Source organism: Mucilaginibacter sp. P4_C11 (assembly GCF_056402115.1).
The window spans coordinates 44,832-63,049 of record NZ_JBFUIA010000038.1 but is presented as its reverse complement, the minus strand read 5'-3'; the positions used below and the strand labels follow the sequence as shown (position 1 = coordinate 63,049).

General features: G+C 41.0%; 11 protein-coding genes. 5 read left to right on the top strand and 6 right to left on the bottom strand.

Features of this window, described 5'->3' with window-relative positions:
- The first annotated feature begins 387 nt into the window (after positions 1-387).
- From AC1DU2_RS26430 to AC1DU2_RS26420, 3 genes are all read left to right on the top strand, one after another.
- On the top strand, positions 388-576 hold the full coding sequence (locus AC1DU2_RS26430) for a hypothetical protein (protein WP_295716248.1): 189 nt from the start codon (positions 388-390) through the stop codon (positions 574-576).
- Between the two features lie 260 nt (positions 577-836).
- Positions 837-1,328, top strand: coding sequence for a hypothetical protein (locus tag AC1DU2_RS26425; RefSeq protein ID WP_477388136.1), 492 nt, complete (start codon positions 837-839; stop codon positions 1,326-1,328).
- Between the two features lie 34 nt (positions 1,329-1,362).
- Positions 1,363-1,560: a hypothetical protein gene (locus tag AC1DU2_RS26420; protein ID WP_147052093.1), complete on the top strand. Its 198-nt coding sequence runs from the start codon at positions 1,363-1,365 to the stop codon at positions 1,558-1,560.
- 96 nt (positions 1,561-1,656) lie between these two features.
- Here AC1DU2_RS26420 and AC1DU2_RS26415 read toward each other — a convergent pair whose 3' ends face one another.
- Positions 1,657-1,986 (bottom strand): YbjQ family protein, encoded by a 330-nt coding sequence (locus AC1DU2_RS26415; RefSeq protein ID WP_090652012.1) that lies wholly within the window; start codon positions 1,984-1,986, stop codon positions 1,657-1,659.
- A gap of 62 nt (positions 1,987-2,048) precedes the next feature.
- The gene (gene ppnP / locus AC1DU2_RS26410; protein ID WP_477388134.1) at positions 2,049-2,330 is read right to left on the bottom strand and encodes a pyrimidine/purine nucleoside phosphorylase; all 282 of its coding nucleotides are present in this window, start codon (positions 2,328-2,330) and stop codon (positions 2,049-2,051) included.
- A 193-nt stretch (positions 2,331-2,523) separates the two neighbouring features.
- Between ppnP and AC1DU2_RS26405 the strand changes: the two genes are divergently transcribed.
- Entirely contained in the window at positions 2,524-3,096 is a 573-nt protein-coding gene (locus AC1DU2_RS26405) for a hypothetical protein (protein WP_477362104.1), read from the top strand.
- Positions 3,097-4,012: 916 nt separating this feature from the next.
- Here the strand turns inward: AC1DU2_RS26405 and AC1DU2_RS26400 are convergent.
- Positions 4,013-5,836, bottom strand: coding sequence for a glycoside hydrolase family 35 protein (locus AC1DU2_RS26400; RefSeq protein WP_477388132.1), 1,824 nt, complete (start codon positions 5,834-5,836; stop codon positions 4,013-4,015).
- Positions 5,837-6,150: 314 nt separating this feature from the next.
- The gene (locus AC1DU2_RS26395) at positions 6,151-10,221 is read right to left on the bottom strand and encodes a hybrid sensor histidine kinase/response regulator transcription factor (RefSeq protein WP_477388130.1); all 4,071 of its coding nucleotides are present in this window, start codon (positions 10,219-10,221) and stop codon (positions 6,151-6,153) included.
- A 919-nt stretch (positions 10,222-11,140) separates the two neighbouring features.
- Between AC1DU2_RS26395 and AC1DU2_RS26390 the strand changes: the two genes are divergently transcribed.
- The gene (locus AC1DU2_RS26390; protein WP_477388128.1) at positions 11,141-12,610 is read left to right on the top strand and encodes an RICIN domain-containing protein; all 1,470 of its coding nucleotides are present in this window, start codon (positions 11,141-11,143) and stop codon (positions 12,608-12,610) included.
- Positions 12,611-13,453: 843 nt separating this feature from the next.
- Here AC1DU2_RS26390 and AC1DU2_RS26385 read toward each other — a convergent pair.
- The gene (locus tag AC1DU2_RS26385) at positions 13,454-15,007 is read right to left on the bottom strand and encodes a RagB/SusD family nutrient uptake outer membrane protein (protein ID WP_477388126.1); all 1,554 of its coding nucleotides are present in this window, start codon (positions 15,005-15,007) and stop codon (positions 13,454-13,456) included.
- Positions 15,008-15,018: 11 nt separating this feature from the next.
- The gene (locus tag AC1DU2_RS26380; protein ID WP_477388124.1) at positions 15,019-18,162 is read right to left on the bottom strand and encodes a SusC/RagA family TonB-linked outer membrane protein; all 3,144 of its coding nucleotides are present in this window, start codon (positions 18,160-18,162) and stop codon (positions 15,019-15,021) included.
- Positions 18,163-18,218 lie beyond the last annotated feature (56 nt).

The window sequence follows — 18,218 nt, the reverse complement described above, 5'->3', positions numbered from 1 at the left end:
GCATGCCCGCGTTCCAATGACCAATGACCAATGACCAATGACCAATGACCAATGACCAATGACCAATGACCAATGACCAATGACCAATGACCAATGACCAATGACCAATGACCAATGACCAATGACCAATGACCAATGACCAATGAAATGTGCTAAAAAATCGTATATTTGCATAATAACGGAAAATTATAGCTATTTCCTCATAGCCACCCACTGTCAATTTTATTGATCAGGGTTCATTTTATCCCCGCTGATACCGTTGCTGCCCGGAAATTAATTAATGAGATCCTCTTCATGTGTTACCGATACTGAATGTTATTTCAGTTGATCAGATTGATACAGGTGTAAACCAGGAAATGCGCATTGTTTAACTAAATTTTAATAAGCATGGCTAAATCTCAGGCAACCTTCATGAAAAAACAACTCGAAAAAAATCGTCAGAAAAAAAAAGAGGATAAAGAACAACGTAAACAGGAGCGTCAGCAAAACGGCGGCGGCAGCGATCTGGAAAGTATGATGGCTTACGTAAACGAGTTTGGCGAAATTGTATCTACTCCCCCCGAAAAAAAAGTATAACCTCGCCTGCCTTACAATATTATGTAGTGTAACACAAGGAATGTTTACACTACATAAAAAATTGTAACGGCTAAATTACTCCCCATTTAGCATTTGTTGTCGTTACTTACCGCACCAATCTGTTGGCGGTAAAATTTTTCAGCGATTGGCATTGAAAAGATTGACTATCGCAAATGATACTTCAAAATTCTGCAATATTTAAATTGAACCTTTTTAGTTTTTAATTGTCGTACCTAAAAAACACCTACGATTAAATTGCTATGAAAATTAATTTTTACTTGCTTGCTTGTTTTGCTTTGCTTGCATCCTGTTCTGGCGGGCGCAATGCTGCCAATGATGATACAACAGTTTCAACACTTCAGCCTGCAGATACGCAACTGGCCAGCGCGGCCAATGCCCCGGCTGTAAACATGCGGTATTGCTTTTTTTATACGGAAGGCAACAAGGCACAGGATACTACACTTGTAAGTATTTACATAAATGGCGATAAGGTTACCGGCAATATGAACTGGACGCCGAAGGAGAAAGACGCCCGCAAGGGAACGTTAACAGGTACGCTGGCAGGTAACGCCATTAAGGCTATATGGAGCTTTAACCAGGAAGGCAGCGCCGACACCATGGCTGTTGAATTTCAGCTTCGCGGAAATGCGCTTGCACAAAAGCCATACCTTTATAATCCTAAAAACGGGAGGCAGCAAACCAACAGCGCGGCTGCTTATAACGTAATTTACAATATGAAAAATTGTAAGTAATTATTAATTTAGATAAAATTATCACCATCAAAAAATGAAGACCAGGGACACCAGCATACTTTATCTTGTATTAGGTTTGTATACACTCATGATCAGTTGGCATTATAACCATTCGCCTATTTTATTGCTTATTCATTACCTGATCTGGCCGGTTTACCTGGTGTACGAATTACTGATTGGCCATCTTGCGCATGGGCTTTGGCGTACAATTCCGCTATCGTATTTTAATTAGCGTAGCGCTAACCTTACAATAAACGGTATAGCCCAAAGTCTTAAGCTGAATTTAACTTGTAGCTTAAGACTTTGGGCTGTTGTATTAATGAGTTAATCAAACTTTTTCAACCACAACAGCAGTACCATATGCCAATACTTCGGTAATGCCCTGCATTACTTCGTTAGCATCGTAACGCATGTTGATAATGGCATTTGCCCCAATAGCCTGTGCATGCTGAATTAAAAGCTGGTAAGCCTCTTCACGTGCATTTTCGCAAAGCTCGACATAAATAGAAAGCCTGCCGCCAAAAAGCGACTGAAAACCACCGGCAATATTGCCCAGGGCGCTGCGGCTGCGTACGGTAATACCACGTACAACACCTAAATGTTTAACTATCCGGTACCCGTCTAACCCGGTACTGGTTGTAATAAGCGAAGTATCCATTGTTTTATTTAGTTTATGATTATTAGAGCGCCGCTAAGCTTAAATGTTACAATAGTAGCTACTTACCTGTATTTACACAAATAGGAACTTTGTACGTTTGTTTTTACTTTGAATTTGGTATTGGCCTCAACTTCAAATGATTGGCCGGCCGTATAGCTTTCCCATTCTTCTTCGCCGGGTAACAACACCTCCAGCTGGCCCTCAATAATGGTCATACTCTCATGGCTCGATGTGCCAAATTCATACTCGCCCTTTTCCATTACACCAACGGTGCTTTTCCCTTCGGCGCTGGTATAACCCAGTGATTTTACTGTGCCTTCAAAATATTCGTTTACGTGAATCATGTTTATAATATTAAACGCCTAATATGCCTAAATAAAACCATTTGTTTGATAAATGCCGGCCTCAAATAATTTCACCCAAAACTGCCGAATGTTAAAATATGTGAAAAAATTAACTTTGGTTGTAATTATTAATCTGCAAAGAGCGTTATTTGCATAAAATCTGCAAGGCGCATTGTTTGCACAAAATTTATATATGAGGAAAATTCAACTTATTGTTCTGTTACTTATATCGGCTATCTACTTCCAAGGCTGTAAAAAAGACGTTGTTACTTCTGCTTCTACCACATCTGATAAAATACTGGCTGCAAATATTAATGGTGTTGTTTGGTACCCTGATACGGTTACCGCAAGAATTACTTTTAACGATGCTACAAAGGTTAAAACCTTTTCGGTAATTGGTACGGCCGATTCAAAACGGGTTATATTTAATATAAATGTGTCTAACAGCACAAATACCAATAGTTTTCCTTTGGCTACCTACAAGGTTGATGGTACAGGCAAGCTAAATATGGCTTATTACACACTTCAGAAAGACGATACCGGAAATTACGTATATGTGCAAACCGGTATTGTTGAGAGTGGTTCCGGATTGGCTACTATAACAGCTATTGATACAGTTGCCAAAGTAATTACCGGAACCTATTCGTTTACCTCAAAAAAGGTTAACCTTAATCCCGATGGTACTTATCAATCTATAGAAATATCGCAGATACTTTTAGGCACGTTTGATAAATTGCCTTATGTTTTAGGAAATGGTAATTTATAGCCAGCTGTTTTAAAAAATATTAAAGCCCTCTGTTGAAAAACAGTGGGCTTTTTTTGTGCGCCCGGCCCGGGCGCAAACTATAGGGTCGAAGTGTTGCGGGCGACTGCGAATCTGAAGGCAGCCGGCGGTAAATCTCCGGCCTGACGAACAGGAAGCAGATCAGGCACTGTGATGTGGGTAAGTTTGCAAAACGAAGCCCGAAACTATCCGAAACATTTGGATGTAAATCTGACAGGTATGCGGCCGGTTTTCGTCAATTTTGAATGCAGCAGAAGCGCAGCCTTGCCGCCGATTTCCGACCTAAAGATGAGTTCACGAAATTGTTCAGGGCAATTTTGAAAGAACATTTTGAGAAGAGTTTGGCTGGCAAAATGAAAAAAGGAACCAAGCTCAGAAAAATATAGGTACTGAACGATCTAAATTGGTGCGTGCCCGGGATATGTTGATTCGTGGCGTGATCAATGAATTGGATTACGAAGAAATAATTTCTCTTTTTCAAAGTCATGTTCAAGAACTACAAAATATTATCACTGACTAACCCTTATTTGCCATGGATCAGACCCTTTGTGAAATAATATTATAATTACATAATCGTCTGATAATTATATATTTAACTACAAAACTTATAGCGGGATAGGGCTGTTGAAACTGTGATTTTTTTGGCCTAATTACTTGATTTATAATTAAAAAAAAGCCACTCCTTCAAGTGGCTTTTAGGTATCCGAAAATAAGAGATTTTCAAACTAATTTGTGCAGGATCTGGAGCGTTTAAGCCGTATGGCAAGTTTTGAGTGATTTTGAAATCTTTCGCTTTAATTAGCGACTTCGGAAACCCTGGTCATGCAATTTCTTGCGCGAAGTTTATTCGAATGTGTAAATCGCCCCTACTTTAGAAAAATCAACCTTTTTAACTGGCTTATTGTAAGCGATCTAAAATCGGTTTGTTCACTGCCGACAGTTTTTGGTTTTCGGGTTTTATCAGTTCAAAAACCAATACCTCATTTTTACCGGTATGCAACCATTCGCGTGGTACATACAGCGTTTGTTGAGGGCCGGTTCGCCAGTATCTGCCTAAGTTATGTCCGTTAATCCAAACCATGCCCTTACCCCAATTGGTCATGTCGAGGTAGGTATCGCCTAATGAGACCAATGAAAAACTCCCCTTTTTCATAACAGGTGTGTTTAAACTTGCCAAACCAGGTTTAGGTTTGTAGCTACCCACCGTTTTTAATGACAAAGGAAAGTTTTGCCAACCCGTTATTTCATCGTTTTGAAAAAATACCTTACCAACAATTCCCTTTTTGTTCTGTAACAGGTATTTACCAAAATTGATGCGCCCAAGATTTTCGACTAAAATATCCAATGTCACATTTCCACCAGGTAAACTCACGTTCATGCTATCCAATCCGGTACGGCGGTCAAGGTTTCCCACCGTTTTTCCGTTGATCATTACTACGGCGAAATCTCTGAGATCTTTAAGCTTTATTATTCCGGATTTCCCTCCCGGAATCGTGGTGCGGTATAACATAAAACCATAATCAAGTTTCATATCCTCAAAGGTTAATGGATTTTGACTAGTCTTACTTTCAAGTTTTAAGTCGTCAAGGTCTGCTACATTATTGAGCTCAATTTGAGGTATTATGATGGTGGGCTTAACCGGCGGAACAACAGGCAAATTAACGCCGGCGGGTAAATGTTTTTGAATTACGTTTCTAAAAGCCCAAAATTTAGGTGTTGCGTTTCCGGCTTCATCAACTGGCGCATCATAATCGTAACTGCTTATTTGTGGCTCAAACGGGGCCTGGTCGTTATAGTTGGCCCCATTCATAAATCCCCTCGTAGTTCCGCCATGAAACATGTACATATTTATCGAAATGCCGGCTGCAAGTACAGAGTCTAAGCGGCCGGTATACTGATTGGCCGGCACCGTATGGTGTTTTGTACCCCACCAGTCGAACCACGCCGGATACCATTCGGCAATATAGTAGGGGCCTTTACCGTCGTGGTTTTGATTGATAAGTTCCTTTACCTTAGCCGGGTTGTCTAAGCCATTCACTGCCGGCAGTAAACCTGTCAAATGTCCTTTCACCAGATCAGCGGCCGGATCGCAGGTATATAACAGCCCGTCAAATCCCGCGTCTTTAAACATTTTTTGATTAACGGCCAGGTAATCCTTGTCAGAGCCGTATGATCCATACTCATTTTCAATTTGTACCATCAGGATGTTACCGCCGTGATTTACCTGGTAGCGGGACAATCTTTTCCCCAATTCTTTAATGTACTTGTCGTATTCGTTTAAATACTGCGGATTTTTACTCCTGACCACTAACCCTTCTTCATTTTCCAGCCAATATGGATATCCGCCAAATTCCCACTCGGCACATACATAAGGGCTTGGTCGCAAAATTACCCACAAACCTTCCTCCTGGGCTATTTTAACAAACTCAACAATATCATTGTTGCCGGCAAAGTCAAATTGCCCTTTTTGAGGCTCGTGCAAGTTCCAGAAAACATAGGTGCCTATGGTATTAAGGCCCATGGCTTTTGCCATTTTCATTCTATCGCGCCACGCCTCCCGTGGTATGCGGGGATAGTGTAATTCGCCCGAGATCATCTGTAAAGGCTTGCCATCTAACAGAAAGTCTTTATCGCCTAAAGTGAATTGGTGTTTAGGTTGAGCCGCGACCTGGCCGCCCGCCAGAAAAATGGTCGTTATTAAAAAAAGAATAATTGATCTCATTAAAAAAATAAATAAAGTATAATTGATTAAATAGTTGGCACACTTCTCAAATTGCATTAAAGACGCGGTTAAGCCTCACTAATACTTCTCGCTATTGGCTGATGCCGCTAAAATGGATGTAAAATCAATTAATAAAAAGGGGGCTAACCAGCAAAATTGAAGGGGTAAAGCACTAAAAAGGGAACAGGGAAATTATTTTCGTAAAATTCTGCTACTCAAAAAGAGGATATCATTGCACAACGCGCATTAGATTGCCGGCTGAAGAATGTTTTTTATATTTCAAATAGAGGCAGACCGAGTTATTGATCACCAACTTATTTTCTTTCAGCCACCTGGTTAACCATCGCGTTTTTGAAGTTCTTTCTGAATTTTTTAATGTATTCAGAGGGTTTTAAGTCAAACACTTTTTTAAACTGCTCACGAAAATATTTGATATCTTTTATTCCAACAGCATAAGCGGTCTCCAATATATTTAAATCGCTATGTACAAATAACTGAGCCGCTTTTCGCAACCTGATAGACCTTATGAAGCTATTTGCGGATTGCCCCGAAATCATTTTGATTTTTTTATAGATCCCGGAATAAGACATATTTAATTCGGAGGCTAAGGATTGAAGGTTAAAATCTGGATCTGTGATATGATCCTCAACAATTCGGATGCAGGAATCCAGAAATCGTTTGTACTCTATCGAGATGCTGTGTGGGTTATTGTTCAGCGTAATTTCATTATAAAAATATTGCTGAAGGGTATTCCTGCTCTTCAGTAGCCCATTTACTTTTGCTTTCAGGATATCTTTGTCAAAAGGTTTTCCGATATAGTCATCAGCGCCACCTTCAATACCTTTTAGCTTTATCTCATTTGATGCACTGGCCGTTAAAAGAATTACCGGAACGTGTGAGGTTGTCATATTTCCCTTAATGGCCGCACAAACTTCGATACCTGTTATACCCTGCATCATTACATCACATATAACAATATCCGGCCATTGTTCGTTTATTGTTTTTATTCCGTCTTCACCGCTCGACGCAACCAGAACATTATATTCAAGCTTAAAAATCTGGCGGAGGTATTCTCTCATATCCTCATGGTCATCGATGATTAATAACGTTTTGAAGTGAGACAATGATTGATCTTCAACGGGGTCTGCTGCCAACACTATATCATTGGCTGTGGTTTCAGAATCAATCAGCTCCTTTAAAAACCCGGAGGTAGCGGATGGTTGCTCTAAAATAACCTGGTCTTTAAGGTGAGAGTTGCCTTTTTTAAAAGTGATGGCGAATGAGGTACCCTTTCCAATCTGACTTTGATATTCAACAGTTCCGGCCTGGCGTTCTACAAAATTTTTGACAAGGTATAGTCCAAGACCAAATCCCCCGGTTGGTGTGCTGGTTAAATCAGGTACCTGGTAAAAACGGCTAAACAGTTTTTCACCAACTTCAGGCGGGATTCCGCATCCGTTATCCTCAACCATTATTGATACCGCTTGTTCGGCCTCTTTTGTATAGATGCGAATCTTGCCATGCTTAGGAGTGAATTTTATAGCATTCGAGAGTAGGTTAAATAACACTATTTCTGTTTTTTCTCTATCTACATAAATATTCAGGCACTCGGCTGTCGATGCAAACTCAAGATGAATTTGTTTTCTTTTAGCTTCATGTACAAAACATAAATAAACCTCGTTACACAAATCAACAATATTAACATTGCTTATTCTAAGCTGGTCTGATTCTGATTCGGCCTTTTTGAAAAGCAGCAGTTGATCTACCAGGCCTAATAGCCGGCGCGCGTTTCTGTAAACAATGGTTAAACTGGAGGCATCCATAGCCTTCTTTTCGCTAAATAGGAGCTCCTTAACGGGGTTAATGATTAATGTTAATGGCGTCCGGAACTCATGAGAAATATTGGTGAAAAAAGCAAGCTTTCGTTCGCTTAGCTCTTTTTCCTTTTCACTTTCATAGTGTGCAATCTGAATTTCGTATTTTAATTTGGCCTGATGGTCCCTATATAACAAATACAAATAAACCAACCCTGCAATAAATATGGTGTAAATAGTGTACGCCCACCAGGTTTGGTACCATGGTGGCGAAATAATTATGATTAAGGACTTGGGCGTTCTGTTCCACACGCCATCGTTGTTACTTGCAATTACTTTAAATGTATAAGTTCCCGGATTAAGATTGGTGTAAGTAACCTTTCGCTGGCTGCTGTTAAAATTCCATTTTTCATCAAAGCCTTCTAACTTATACCGATAAACATTTTTCTCTGAATGGGTATAATTAAGTGAAACAAATTCAATTGAAAATACATTTTGGTCGTAACTAAGCAACGCAGTATCGGCTATGCTAACCGGTTTTTTCAACGGAGAATTGTTACCCGGCTTTACCGATTTATTAAAAACCTGAAAATCGGACAGGTAAATCTGGGGGATCTTGTTATTCAATTTAATTTTTGAGGGGTCGAAAACAACTACACCAGAGTTTCCACCTAAATAAATCTGGCCGTCTGCAGACTTGTAAATGAGGGAGTGGGAAAACACGCCGTCGCCTTCGTCAAAATTGGTAACAGTTAATGTTTGAGGAGTAAATTTTGATATCCCGGTAGCAGAGTTAATCCAAAGATTCCCGAAGCTATCCTCAACCAGGTTATTGAAAACATTACTTGCAAATCCATCTTTGCTGGAGTAAACAATAAAAGAATCATTTTCCGGAACATATTTATTCAGTCCATCGGCCGTGCAAATCCAAATATTGTTTTTACTATCCTCAAATACACAGTGCACAATATTATTGCTGAGGCTACTCGCATTTTTGTCGTTATAAGCATAATGATGGAAAACGCCCGTTTTCTGATCAAAACGATCAACCCCGTTTCCATTCGTTCCAATCCACACGTTGCCTTTTTTATCTTTTAAAAGGTTATAAATATGGTTGCTGGCAATTGAATTGGGGTTTTTATCATCGTTATAATAATGTTTGAATTGCTGTTTTTCTTCGTTGTATATCTTAAGCCCGGCGTCTGTCGCGAGCCAGTATTCATGGGGCCTTACTTCAAGAATATCCCTGAAAACGTCTTCATTAAAAAAATTGCTCAGGGCCGAATGATGAAAGTGGTGTATAAACCGGTTGTTCTTAACGTCAAACTTATCAAAACCGTTTTCGGTAGCGGCCCATAATACACCATCATTATCTAAATATATTTTGCCAACCTGATTGCTGCTTATGCTTGAAGGATCATTTGTGTGATTAAATAGTTTGGTGGTTTTCTTTATTAAATCAAACTGATAAAGTCCGTTGTTTGTTGCCAACCACAACATGTTACCTTGCAACAGCATGCTTTTTACTTCGCGCGGTTTTATTGATAATGGAATGAAATGGAATTTGTATTGCGTAAAATCGACTTTTGTTAAGGCATCTTTACCGCAGAGCCACATAATTCCGGCATTATCATTGTAAACGTAGCCATCGGCCGTACTATTAACATCGCCAATTTTATGCCATTGGCCAGTGCCCTTATTTATAAAGTAAAACCCGGCGTTGCTTCCAACAACTAAGGTGGAGTCATTTGCATTATCGATGCTAAAAGCGCCTATATTAAGATTGTCATGACTGGGGAATGCGGTATATTGTTGAGTTTTAGGGTCGAAACAGAAAAGGCCGCTCCAATAGGCGCCTACCCAAATACAACCGTTTTTTTGATCGTAGTAAAGGCTCCAAATATCATTAGGGCTTTTTTTATGCAAAGATTCGGTTTGCGGATAATTGGTAAAACGCTTACCCACCTTATTGAATTTATTTAACCCGCCATTCCAGTTCCCTAACCACAGGTTTTTCTTATTATCTTCAACAATGGCATTTACCGACTTTCCTTTTATTGAAAACTTGTTTTCTGAGTTAGGTTTATAGGTAATAAATGACCGGCTACCCGCAACATATTGATTAAAACCATCGTCTGTTCCTATCCAGATAGTTCCTTCTCTATCGCATAGGATCGAAAAAATCTTGTTGTTACTTATTGACTGCTTGATATTGTCGCTATGGTAAAACCGCTCAAATTTTTCGGTATTGGGATCTAAAACATTTAAGCCATCCATTGTACCCACCCATATGTTACCGTTTTTATCTTCGGCCAGCGCATTAATATAATTTGAGCTTATACTTGTGGTGTTTCCGGGAATGTTTACTAAATTTTCAAAGGAGTAGCCATCAAACTTACAAAGGCCATTGTCTGTTCCTATCCACATGTATCCACGCCTGTCTTTAAGTGCTACGGTTACATTTTCGGATGGCAGTCCGTCATGCGTATTATATGATTTTAAGGCAAAATTCTTGGTGTCGTTGGTTGGAAGGGCAGGCAGGTTTTGTGCATTTAGGCTAGTTATACACAAAAGATTAATTACTAAGAACAAGACAGCTTTATACATAAATCCGTTTCACTTTTAATTAGATAAATACTATACCGGTTTATTGCCGGTATTTTGCGCCAGTGTAAAATAAGCTTCACAACCTTTTTTTGGTCAGTAGTACAATAAATATTGTACTAAATACACTTATATATTATTGGTTGGCCATGTTTCAGCAAGTGCGAAACACAGCCTCCCGGCATCTTAAAAGCGCAGGCAAATGATCTTTTAAGATTGAAGTGTCGACTCTTTATTTGAGACACTTCTCGCCTCCGGATTAAAAGTAGAACGTCATTTAACCCAAATTAGATGATTCATCCGTCCTTTTAAATTTATACCCGAATCTATAGTATGATTAGAAACATTGAGTTTATATGGCAATCAAATTTAAGTAAATATTAATTGTGTTTATAACAATAATTATAATTGCCTGCCATCCGGAGAAGGGTAATTTTTGCGCCCGCGAGATAAACTATTATTGATAAAATGGAAATAAGTTGAACTATCGCTCTAAAAACCAATTGAAATGACACTTTATCCCCGCAATATTGAGACTTTGCCCCTTTTCAATCCATGCTTTTTATGGGACATTTAGGTTAAACCATATAAACACGGATTTCTTTTTTCCACCATTGCTTACAGCCCTTTTCACCGGCTAACCAGATTGCTGACGATTGTATCCGGCAGCGGTTGATGAATAGTTATTGGTTCGGGAAATCTGAATTTTTTAACACGCCTACCATGAAAATATTAAAACTGTTGCTGCATATACATTCGGTTGTTTTGCAGTTAACCGATGTCGTTACCTGTTTTGTACCCATGCCGGGTAGATCTCCGCCATATTTACAAATCAAAACTAACTGCATATAAAGAACCAATTATCTAATATTTTAATATAAAACTTATGAGAAAAAATTTAACCACCCAGGCACTATGCTGCTTGTTAGCCTTTATCATGGGCTGTTCTAAAAACACTATTCAAAAGAACCCTGATATCTCAGGCTTGTCTACAAAGCAAAACCTTGCCCTTTCAACTACCAACACCAATGGCTTTCGTGGGATAAACTGGGCCGACCCTAATGGCAACGAAGGCGATGGAAGGGTTGTATTACCCAGTGGCATGACAACATCGCTCACCGCTACCCAGGCTGCTACTTTAGCAACCAGTATTTCAAGCGCAGTTAAAACAAGCGGCGGTACCACCATCAGAATGCCCATAAATCCATGGACGGCCTCAAGCTCTACCTATTGGCCTGTTTACCAGGCTGCAATTAATGCAATTATAGCCAATGGCTGCAAGGTAATACTTTGCTATTGGCCTGTAGGCGTGCATCATGTACCGGATACTACCCAATGGACTACCATGTGGACAACTGTAAATAATGTTTATAAAAACAATACATCTGTTTTATATGAGCCCATTAACGAGCCGGTTGACTATTCAAGTACCGATTTAAATAATTTGTATGCAGGTTTCCTGACCACATTTAGCCCCGCAGACGGCAAATGCATCCTGGATGGCACCGGTTACGCAGCTGATGTAACTACTGTTGGCGCCGATTCAAGATTAGTTAATCAATACCTGGGCCTGCACTGCTATTGGTGGTTCTGGGGCTCCTATAATGTTTGGTCAAGCTACTACAATATCATGTCGGCCAGAACCGGTTCCTATGCCTCACGTACTGTAGTAACAGAGGTTGGTATCGAAACATTCAGGAACATGAGTTTCTATCAGCAATGGGATACAGGCGTATATGTTGACCAGGCTTTCCTGACCGGATCACTTACCTATGCCCGCGACAATTCAATGGGCACTATAGCATGGTCGGGTGTTAATGATATTGATACCTATCGTTGGTATACAGCGAATAACAATCTTGTGGAAGTTAGCCCGGGCACCGCCAATATGTTCAGGTGGTCATGGAAACTTACTGCATCACCTGTATGGCAAGGGCCGGTTGCCGACGGACGGTACAAGCTTCAAAACCGCGCTTCCGGTTTGATGCTTGATAATCTGGGCAGTACAACCGATGGCGCTACCGTAGCTCAATGGGCATCCGGAACAAGTGCTAACCAGAAATGGAATATAAGCTATACCGCAGGTTATTATACGTTGAGTTGCGTAACCGGTAAAGAGTGCCTGGATACCGGGGGTAATACAGCTGATGGATCATCAGTTGAACAATACACCGTAGGCACCAGTAATAACCAGCGCTGGTCAATAGTTTCGGCCGGAAGCGGTTACTACAAGATAGTTAACCTTACCACAGGGAAATGCCTTGATACAGGAGGTTTGACTGCCAACGGATCTGTTATGCAACAGTGGACGAGCGGTTCGAGCTACAACCAGCAATGGACGCTTATAGCGCAATAAAAAGTCTGTAGTACCAAGTCGTAAGTGTAAAGTTGAATTTTTTCTTTTTTCGACTTAGAACTCTCGGCTAAAATTATCCGTCAATTTATCGACGACATTATACTACATCGCGAGGCTGCCTTAAAAAGGCAGCCTTTTCTATTTTGCGATTTATTTACCTTGCGATTGATAACTGAAAATTGCAAAGCACTGTACTCATCGGGAGTTGAAATTGAAATCTGCTAAATTGGTTTAGTTCATAGTTTCAACAAGGGGCATCTTAACGCTAAGTAGCGCTTATAAAGCAGGCAAAGGAAATTGAAAGCTGTATCATCTTGAATGTAGCAGGATGGAAAACAACCTACAATGCGGGAAAACATGCATCTTTTGCGGCATTATAGCAGCGCAACACATCTAAATAGTTAATGGAATGAGCTAATGACATCGGGATGATACGAGCTTCAAACAAAACCTTGTTTTTATTGGCTGATCCTGGTTAAATGGTCCGGTTACCGAAGGGGCTTATATTGGCCAACAACAGGCACAAACATTTGGATGCGCCTAAATTGCGCTAAGTTTAATGTTAACCATGATAAAATATAATATATTGATTATCAGATATTTATAAATATTTTTTCTGAAATGTGTTAAGTTATGTTAACCATGTTAGATGCGGGCGCTATAGGATTAAGTGCCTTGCTGCAGTACTCATGATATTGTGGGAGCTGCCAAATTTCAAAACATGTACAAAGCAGATATATCGTATTTAAAACGAAACCCCGATAGAGCGCTATGGGCGGCTCTATCGGGGGGATCGCTAAGGCAATAGGGGAATTATATCATTCAATGTAATACCACAACACCTTAATATCCAGGGTTATTGGGCAGTAATTTTTTGTTAATGTCAATGTCGGCTTGCGGCACTGGCCATAACCATCCTTTACCTGCATCAAATGTACGGGTATCTAACTTAACCTGCTTAAACTGCCAGGTAGCAGCACTTGCCGGGTTACTCAGCAATGATTTGTCATAGCCATATACATCATGAACCAGGGACTGATCTTTCCAGCGTAACATATCGGCATACCTGGTACCTTCCATAAAGAATTCAACCCTGCGTTCATGCCGTAATATCGCTCTTAATTGCGTTTGGTTTAAGCCGGAACCTTCCACATTTTCCACCTTGGGCATACTTACCCTTGCCCGCACCTGGTCAATTAGTGTATAAATTTCCGTTGCGGTGCTTCCCGATTCAATCAGGGCCTCGGCGCGTATCAGCAATACGTCGGCATAACGCATCAGAATAGTATTGAGAGAGCAATTATTGGGGTCGGCAATACCTATCGCCGCATATTTACGGGGGCGTGCACCAGATGGCACCACATCAGTGGCAGGCACGTAGGTAGTTGTGCCCCATAAAGAACCCGGTAATACTACCGAAGCTGCCAACCTTGGGTCGCGGTTGACATAAGGGTTTTGAGCATTGTAACCCGAAGCCGAGTTGGTAACCGGCAATCCATTAGTCATGTAATACGAATCGATCAAATCGGCAGTAACGTTTGGAGTTGGCCAAACGCTCAACGATAATGCAGATGACGGCCAGGGTTGTGGTTGGGTGGTTGGTATATACTGGATATCAAATATCACTTCGCTATTATTTTCATGCGATTCATCAAACATCGAACCATAGCTGGGGTATAAACTGTAGGCATTAAGATTAATTACATCTTGTGCTGCCTGCGCAGCATCGGCCCACTTTCCGTTATACAAAAGAGCTTTTGCCTTGTAAGCTAATGCAGCTCCTTTTGTTACCCGGCCAACATCAGAACCCGAGTAGGAGGCAGGCAGTGCGGTGGCGGCATCTGTCAGGTCAGTTATAATCTGGGTAAGCACGGTAGCTTTAGCAGTCCTCGCAACATATGCATCCGATAGGGACAGCACACTGGTAATTAAGGGTACATCGCCAAAATAAGTAGTCAAATCCGTATAGGCGTATCCCCGCAAAAACTTCGCCTCGGCCGACATTTGGGTTTTTACGGTAGCATCAATATTTGCATTGGCAACATCCTGCAAAAATTCGTTGGCCCTTGAAATAATGGTGTAATCCTGGGTCCACTTTGCATATGGCGCCCAACTGTTGGTTGTGGTTTGCCATGCTCCTACTTCCTTTGAGCCCTGCCACGCATCCTGGCAATAGGCATTATCCGATTCAAATTCAAATTGAAAAAAATGCGCCGGGGTGGCATTCGGTTGTATGGCATTGTAAATGCCCACCAACGCCATTTTTACCTGGGTTTCGTCCTGGTAAAATGTCGAGGGCGACAAACGGTCTTTTGGCGTCTTGTCCAAAAGGTTTTTCTTGCAGCCGGCAAGATTAATAACAGATGCTAAGATTATGATTTTATATATAGTCTTCATGATTTTATCCTTTAGAAATTAACATTTATACCTGCAGTCATTACCCGAACCTGCGGATATGCCTCAGCTCTTGTTTGATCAGAAGTTTGTTCCGGATCAAAGCCTTTGAACTTGGTGAATGTGAAAGCATTTTGCACATTGGCATATATCCTAAGCGAGCTTAAGCCTATTTTCTTTATAGCAGCCGGACTTAAAGTATACCCTAATTCAATATTCTTAACCCTTAGGTATGATGCGTTTTCCACGTAGAAGGAAGAGTGGATATTGTTTCTTACGCCATCCAATGTGACACGGGGATAGGTATTAGACGGATTTTGCGGCGTCCACCTGTTTAACCACCAGGAACCAACATTTGCAAAGCCGCTAAAAGGCGAAGCTATTTCATAGTAGGTATAACCTTGCATGCCTTGTACGCCTTGCAGAAATGCCCCCAGATCGATGCCTTTCCAGGCTACGTTAAAGTTAAAAGCATAGGTTATGTCAGGAAATTGCTTACCTATAATTTTGCGGTCGTGATTTTGGTCAACTATGCCATCACCATTAAGGTCTGCATATTTAATGTCGCCGGGCTGCGCACTGTAGTCGCTTACTTTAACCACACCCGTTTTAAGCGTATAGCTGCGGCTTGCGTAAGGAATAGATGCATCGCTGTTGTTTTGCCATGTAAAATCGGAGATTTGGTAAATGCCCGTCATCTGATAACCGTAGAATGAATTTATAGCCGAGCCAACAACAATCGCTTTTGGCGAGCTATACTGCTGAGGCACGTTCATGCTGGTGATTTTGTTGACGATGTGAGAAACGTTGAAAGAAGTTCTTAATTTAACACCATTGCTAAACGTTGTTTTATAGGAAATACCCAGTTCAAAACCCTTGTTTTGCACTTCGCCGGCGTTAGCCATTGGGGCCGACTGAGCAATTGTTAGTGGGATTGGCTGGGTCAACAATAAGTTTTTGGTCCTTTTATCAAAATAATCGGCGGTAATTTCAATGTTATTGTGGAAAGAGATGTCGAGCCCCAAATCTAATTGCTGAGCTGTTTCCCATGTCAAATCTTTGTTGGTCATAGCCGTAACGGCAACACCCGAGTAAAGCGTTCCGCCGAACGAGTAATTCTGGCCCGAACTCAGGATATCACTGCCATTATAGTAATTATTAATATTTTGATTGCCCAAACGCCCCCAGGAGGCGCGGATTTTTGCAAAATCCAGCCAGCTCACACTTTTCATAAAATCTTCCTTTGATAACACCCAGGCTGCAGAGAACGACGGAAATGTTCCCCATTGCTTACCTTGTGCAAACCTGGAAGAACCGTCTCTCCGGATATTTGCTTCAAATAAGTACTTTTGGTCGAACGCATAGTTCAAACGGCCAAAAAAAGAGCGAAGGCCGAGGTCGTAGCTGCCAGAGTTATTGGTTTGTGTGGCCGCATCGCCAAGATTCAACACGCGTTGCGTGTTGTTAACAAAATGAGAACGGAAGCCGCTTTGCCAATCGTAGGTAAATTCCTCTTCGCTATACCCGCCTAATAAGTTGAATGAATGACGGTTAATTGTCTTATTGTATTTCAGTAAACCAGTAAGCAGCGAATGGCCATCAATCTCGTTGGTTACATTAAGGTCTGAAGGCAATTGTGTAGTTGTTCCATTTTGATTTTGCAGCGTTACATTCGCGTGAAAAGCATTTGTATTTGTGTAGATGGCATTATAACCGTAGGTAAGCTGTGCACTTAACCCCGGCAAAATTTTATACTCGGCTTCTGCCTGCCCGTTAAAGTCGTAACGTTTTTGCAGGCTTGTGCTACCTTCTTTAATCTCACCGTAGTAATTACGTTCGCCATTTACTGATACCCAGTTTCCGTTCGCATCTTTAAGCGGATGTATAGGCGCCAGGGTAGAATACCATTCAGCATTCCAAAGGTCAGTCGGTTCGCTTTTTACACCCAAATTTCCGGATACATTACCAGAAACACGAAGCCTTTTATCTTTCAGATGGTAGGTATCAAGGTTGAGGCGAAAATCTGTTTTTTTGTAATTGGTTGCCACCAGGATTCCATCCTGATCCAGATGACCCAGCATAAATGCATAATTGACGTTGTCGCTTCCCCCTGTTGCGCTTACACGATGATTTTGCATATAGGCATTACCATAATATACCTTGAAATAATTGATATCGGGGTATAATGGATTGTTGTGCGCCGCGTATTTTTGAATAATCGAGTCCGGATACGTAGGTGCCGATCCGGTATTTACCGCGGCCTCATTGTAAAGTGTGGTGTATTGAACAGAGTTTAATACATTGGGTAGCCTTGTTGGGCTTTGAATACCTGCATATGCGCTATAGTTAACATGTATTTTGCCTGCCGATCCACGCTTGGTAGTAATTAAGATAACCCCGTTTGCCGCGCGGCTTCCGTAGATAGCCGAGGATGCAGCATCTTTCAACACCGAAATTGATTGAACATCGCTGGGGTTTACGTCTCCTATGCTGCCAGGAAAGCCATCAACTAACACCAATGGGGAATTATCTCCAAAAGTGCCTACCCCTCGAATGTCTATAACTGTATTATCATCGCCGGGTTTACCTGAACTTTGCAGCGCAAAAACACCAGAAACCGTGCCTTGCAACGCCTGCCCGGTATTTGTCAATGGCCTGCTTTCTAAATCCTTTGTATTTACAACACCAACCGATCCTGTCAGATTTTCTTTCTTCTGCGTTCCGTAACCTACCACTACCACATCGTTCAAGGTTTTCATTGAAGGTTGAAGCTTTATTGCAATATCAGATTTTCCACTTACTACAATTTCAACTTTCTCGTAAGATATATAGGTTACAACGAGTACGGCATTTTCGGGCACATTCAAAAGTTGAAAGTCGCCTTTTAAGTCACTCAGGGTACCTTTGTTAGTTCCCTTTATACTGATAGAAACACCCACCAGCGGCTGGCCATCAAGAGCATCTACTACAGATCCTTTTACGGTTATTGCAGCCTTAACGGGTGTTATCTGGGCCGTTATATGCCTATTGGGATGTGTTATTAAATTGGGGGTTAACGCGTTTGCGCCAATTGGCAATATAAATAATGCCAAAGTTTTAAACGTAGTGCGAACCCCTCTGGAATACAAATAATTTGGAAAAAGTAATTTTCGTTTCATAATTGGGTTATTAAAATTTAAGTTGGTTGGTTCAGTAGGCAAGCGCAGTTATATGT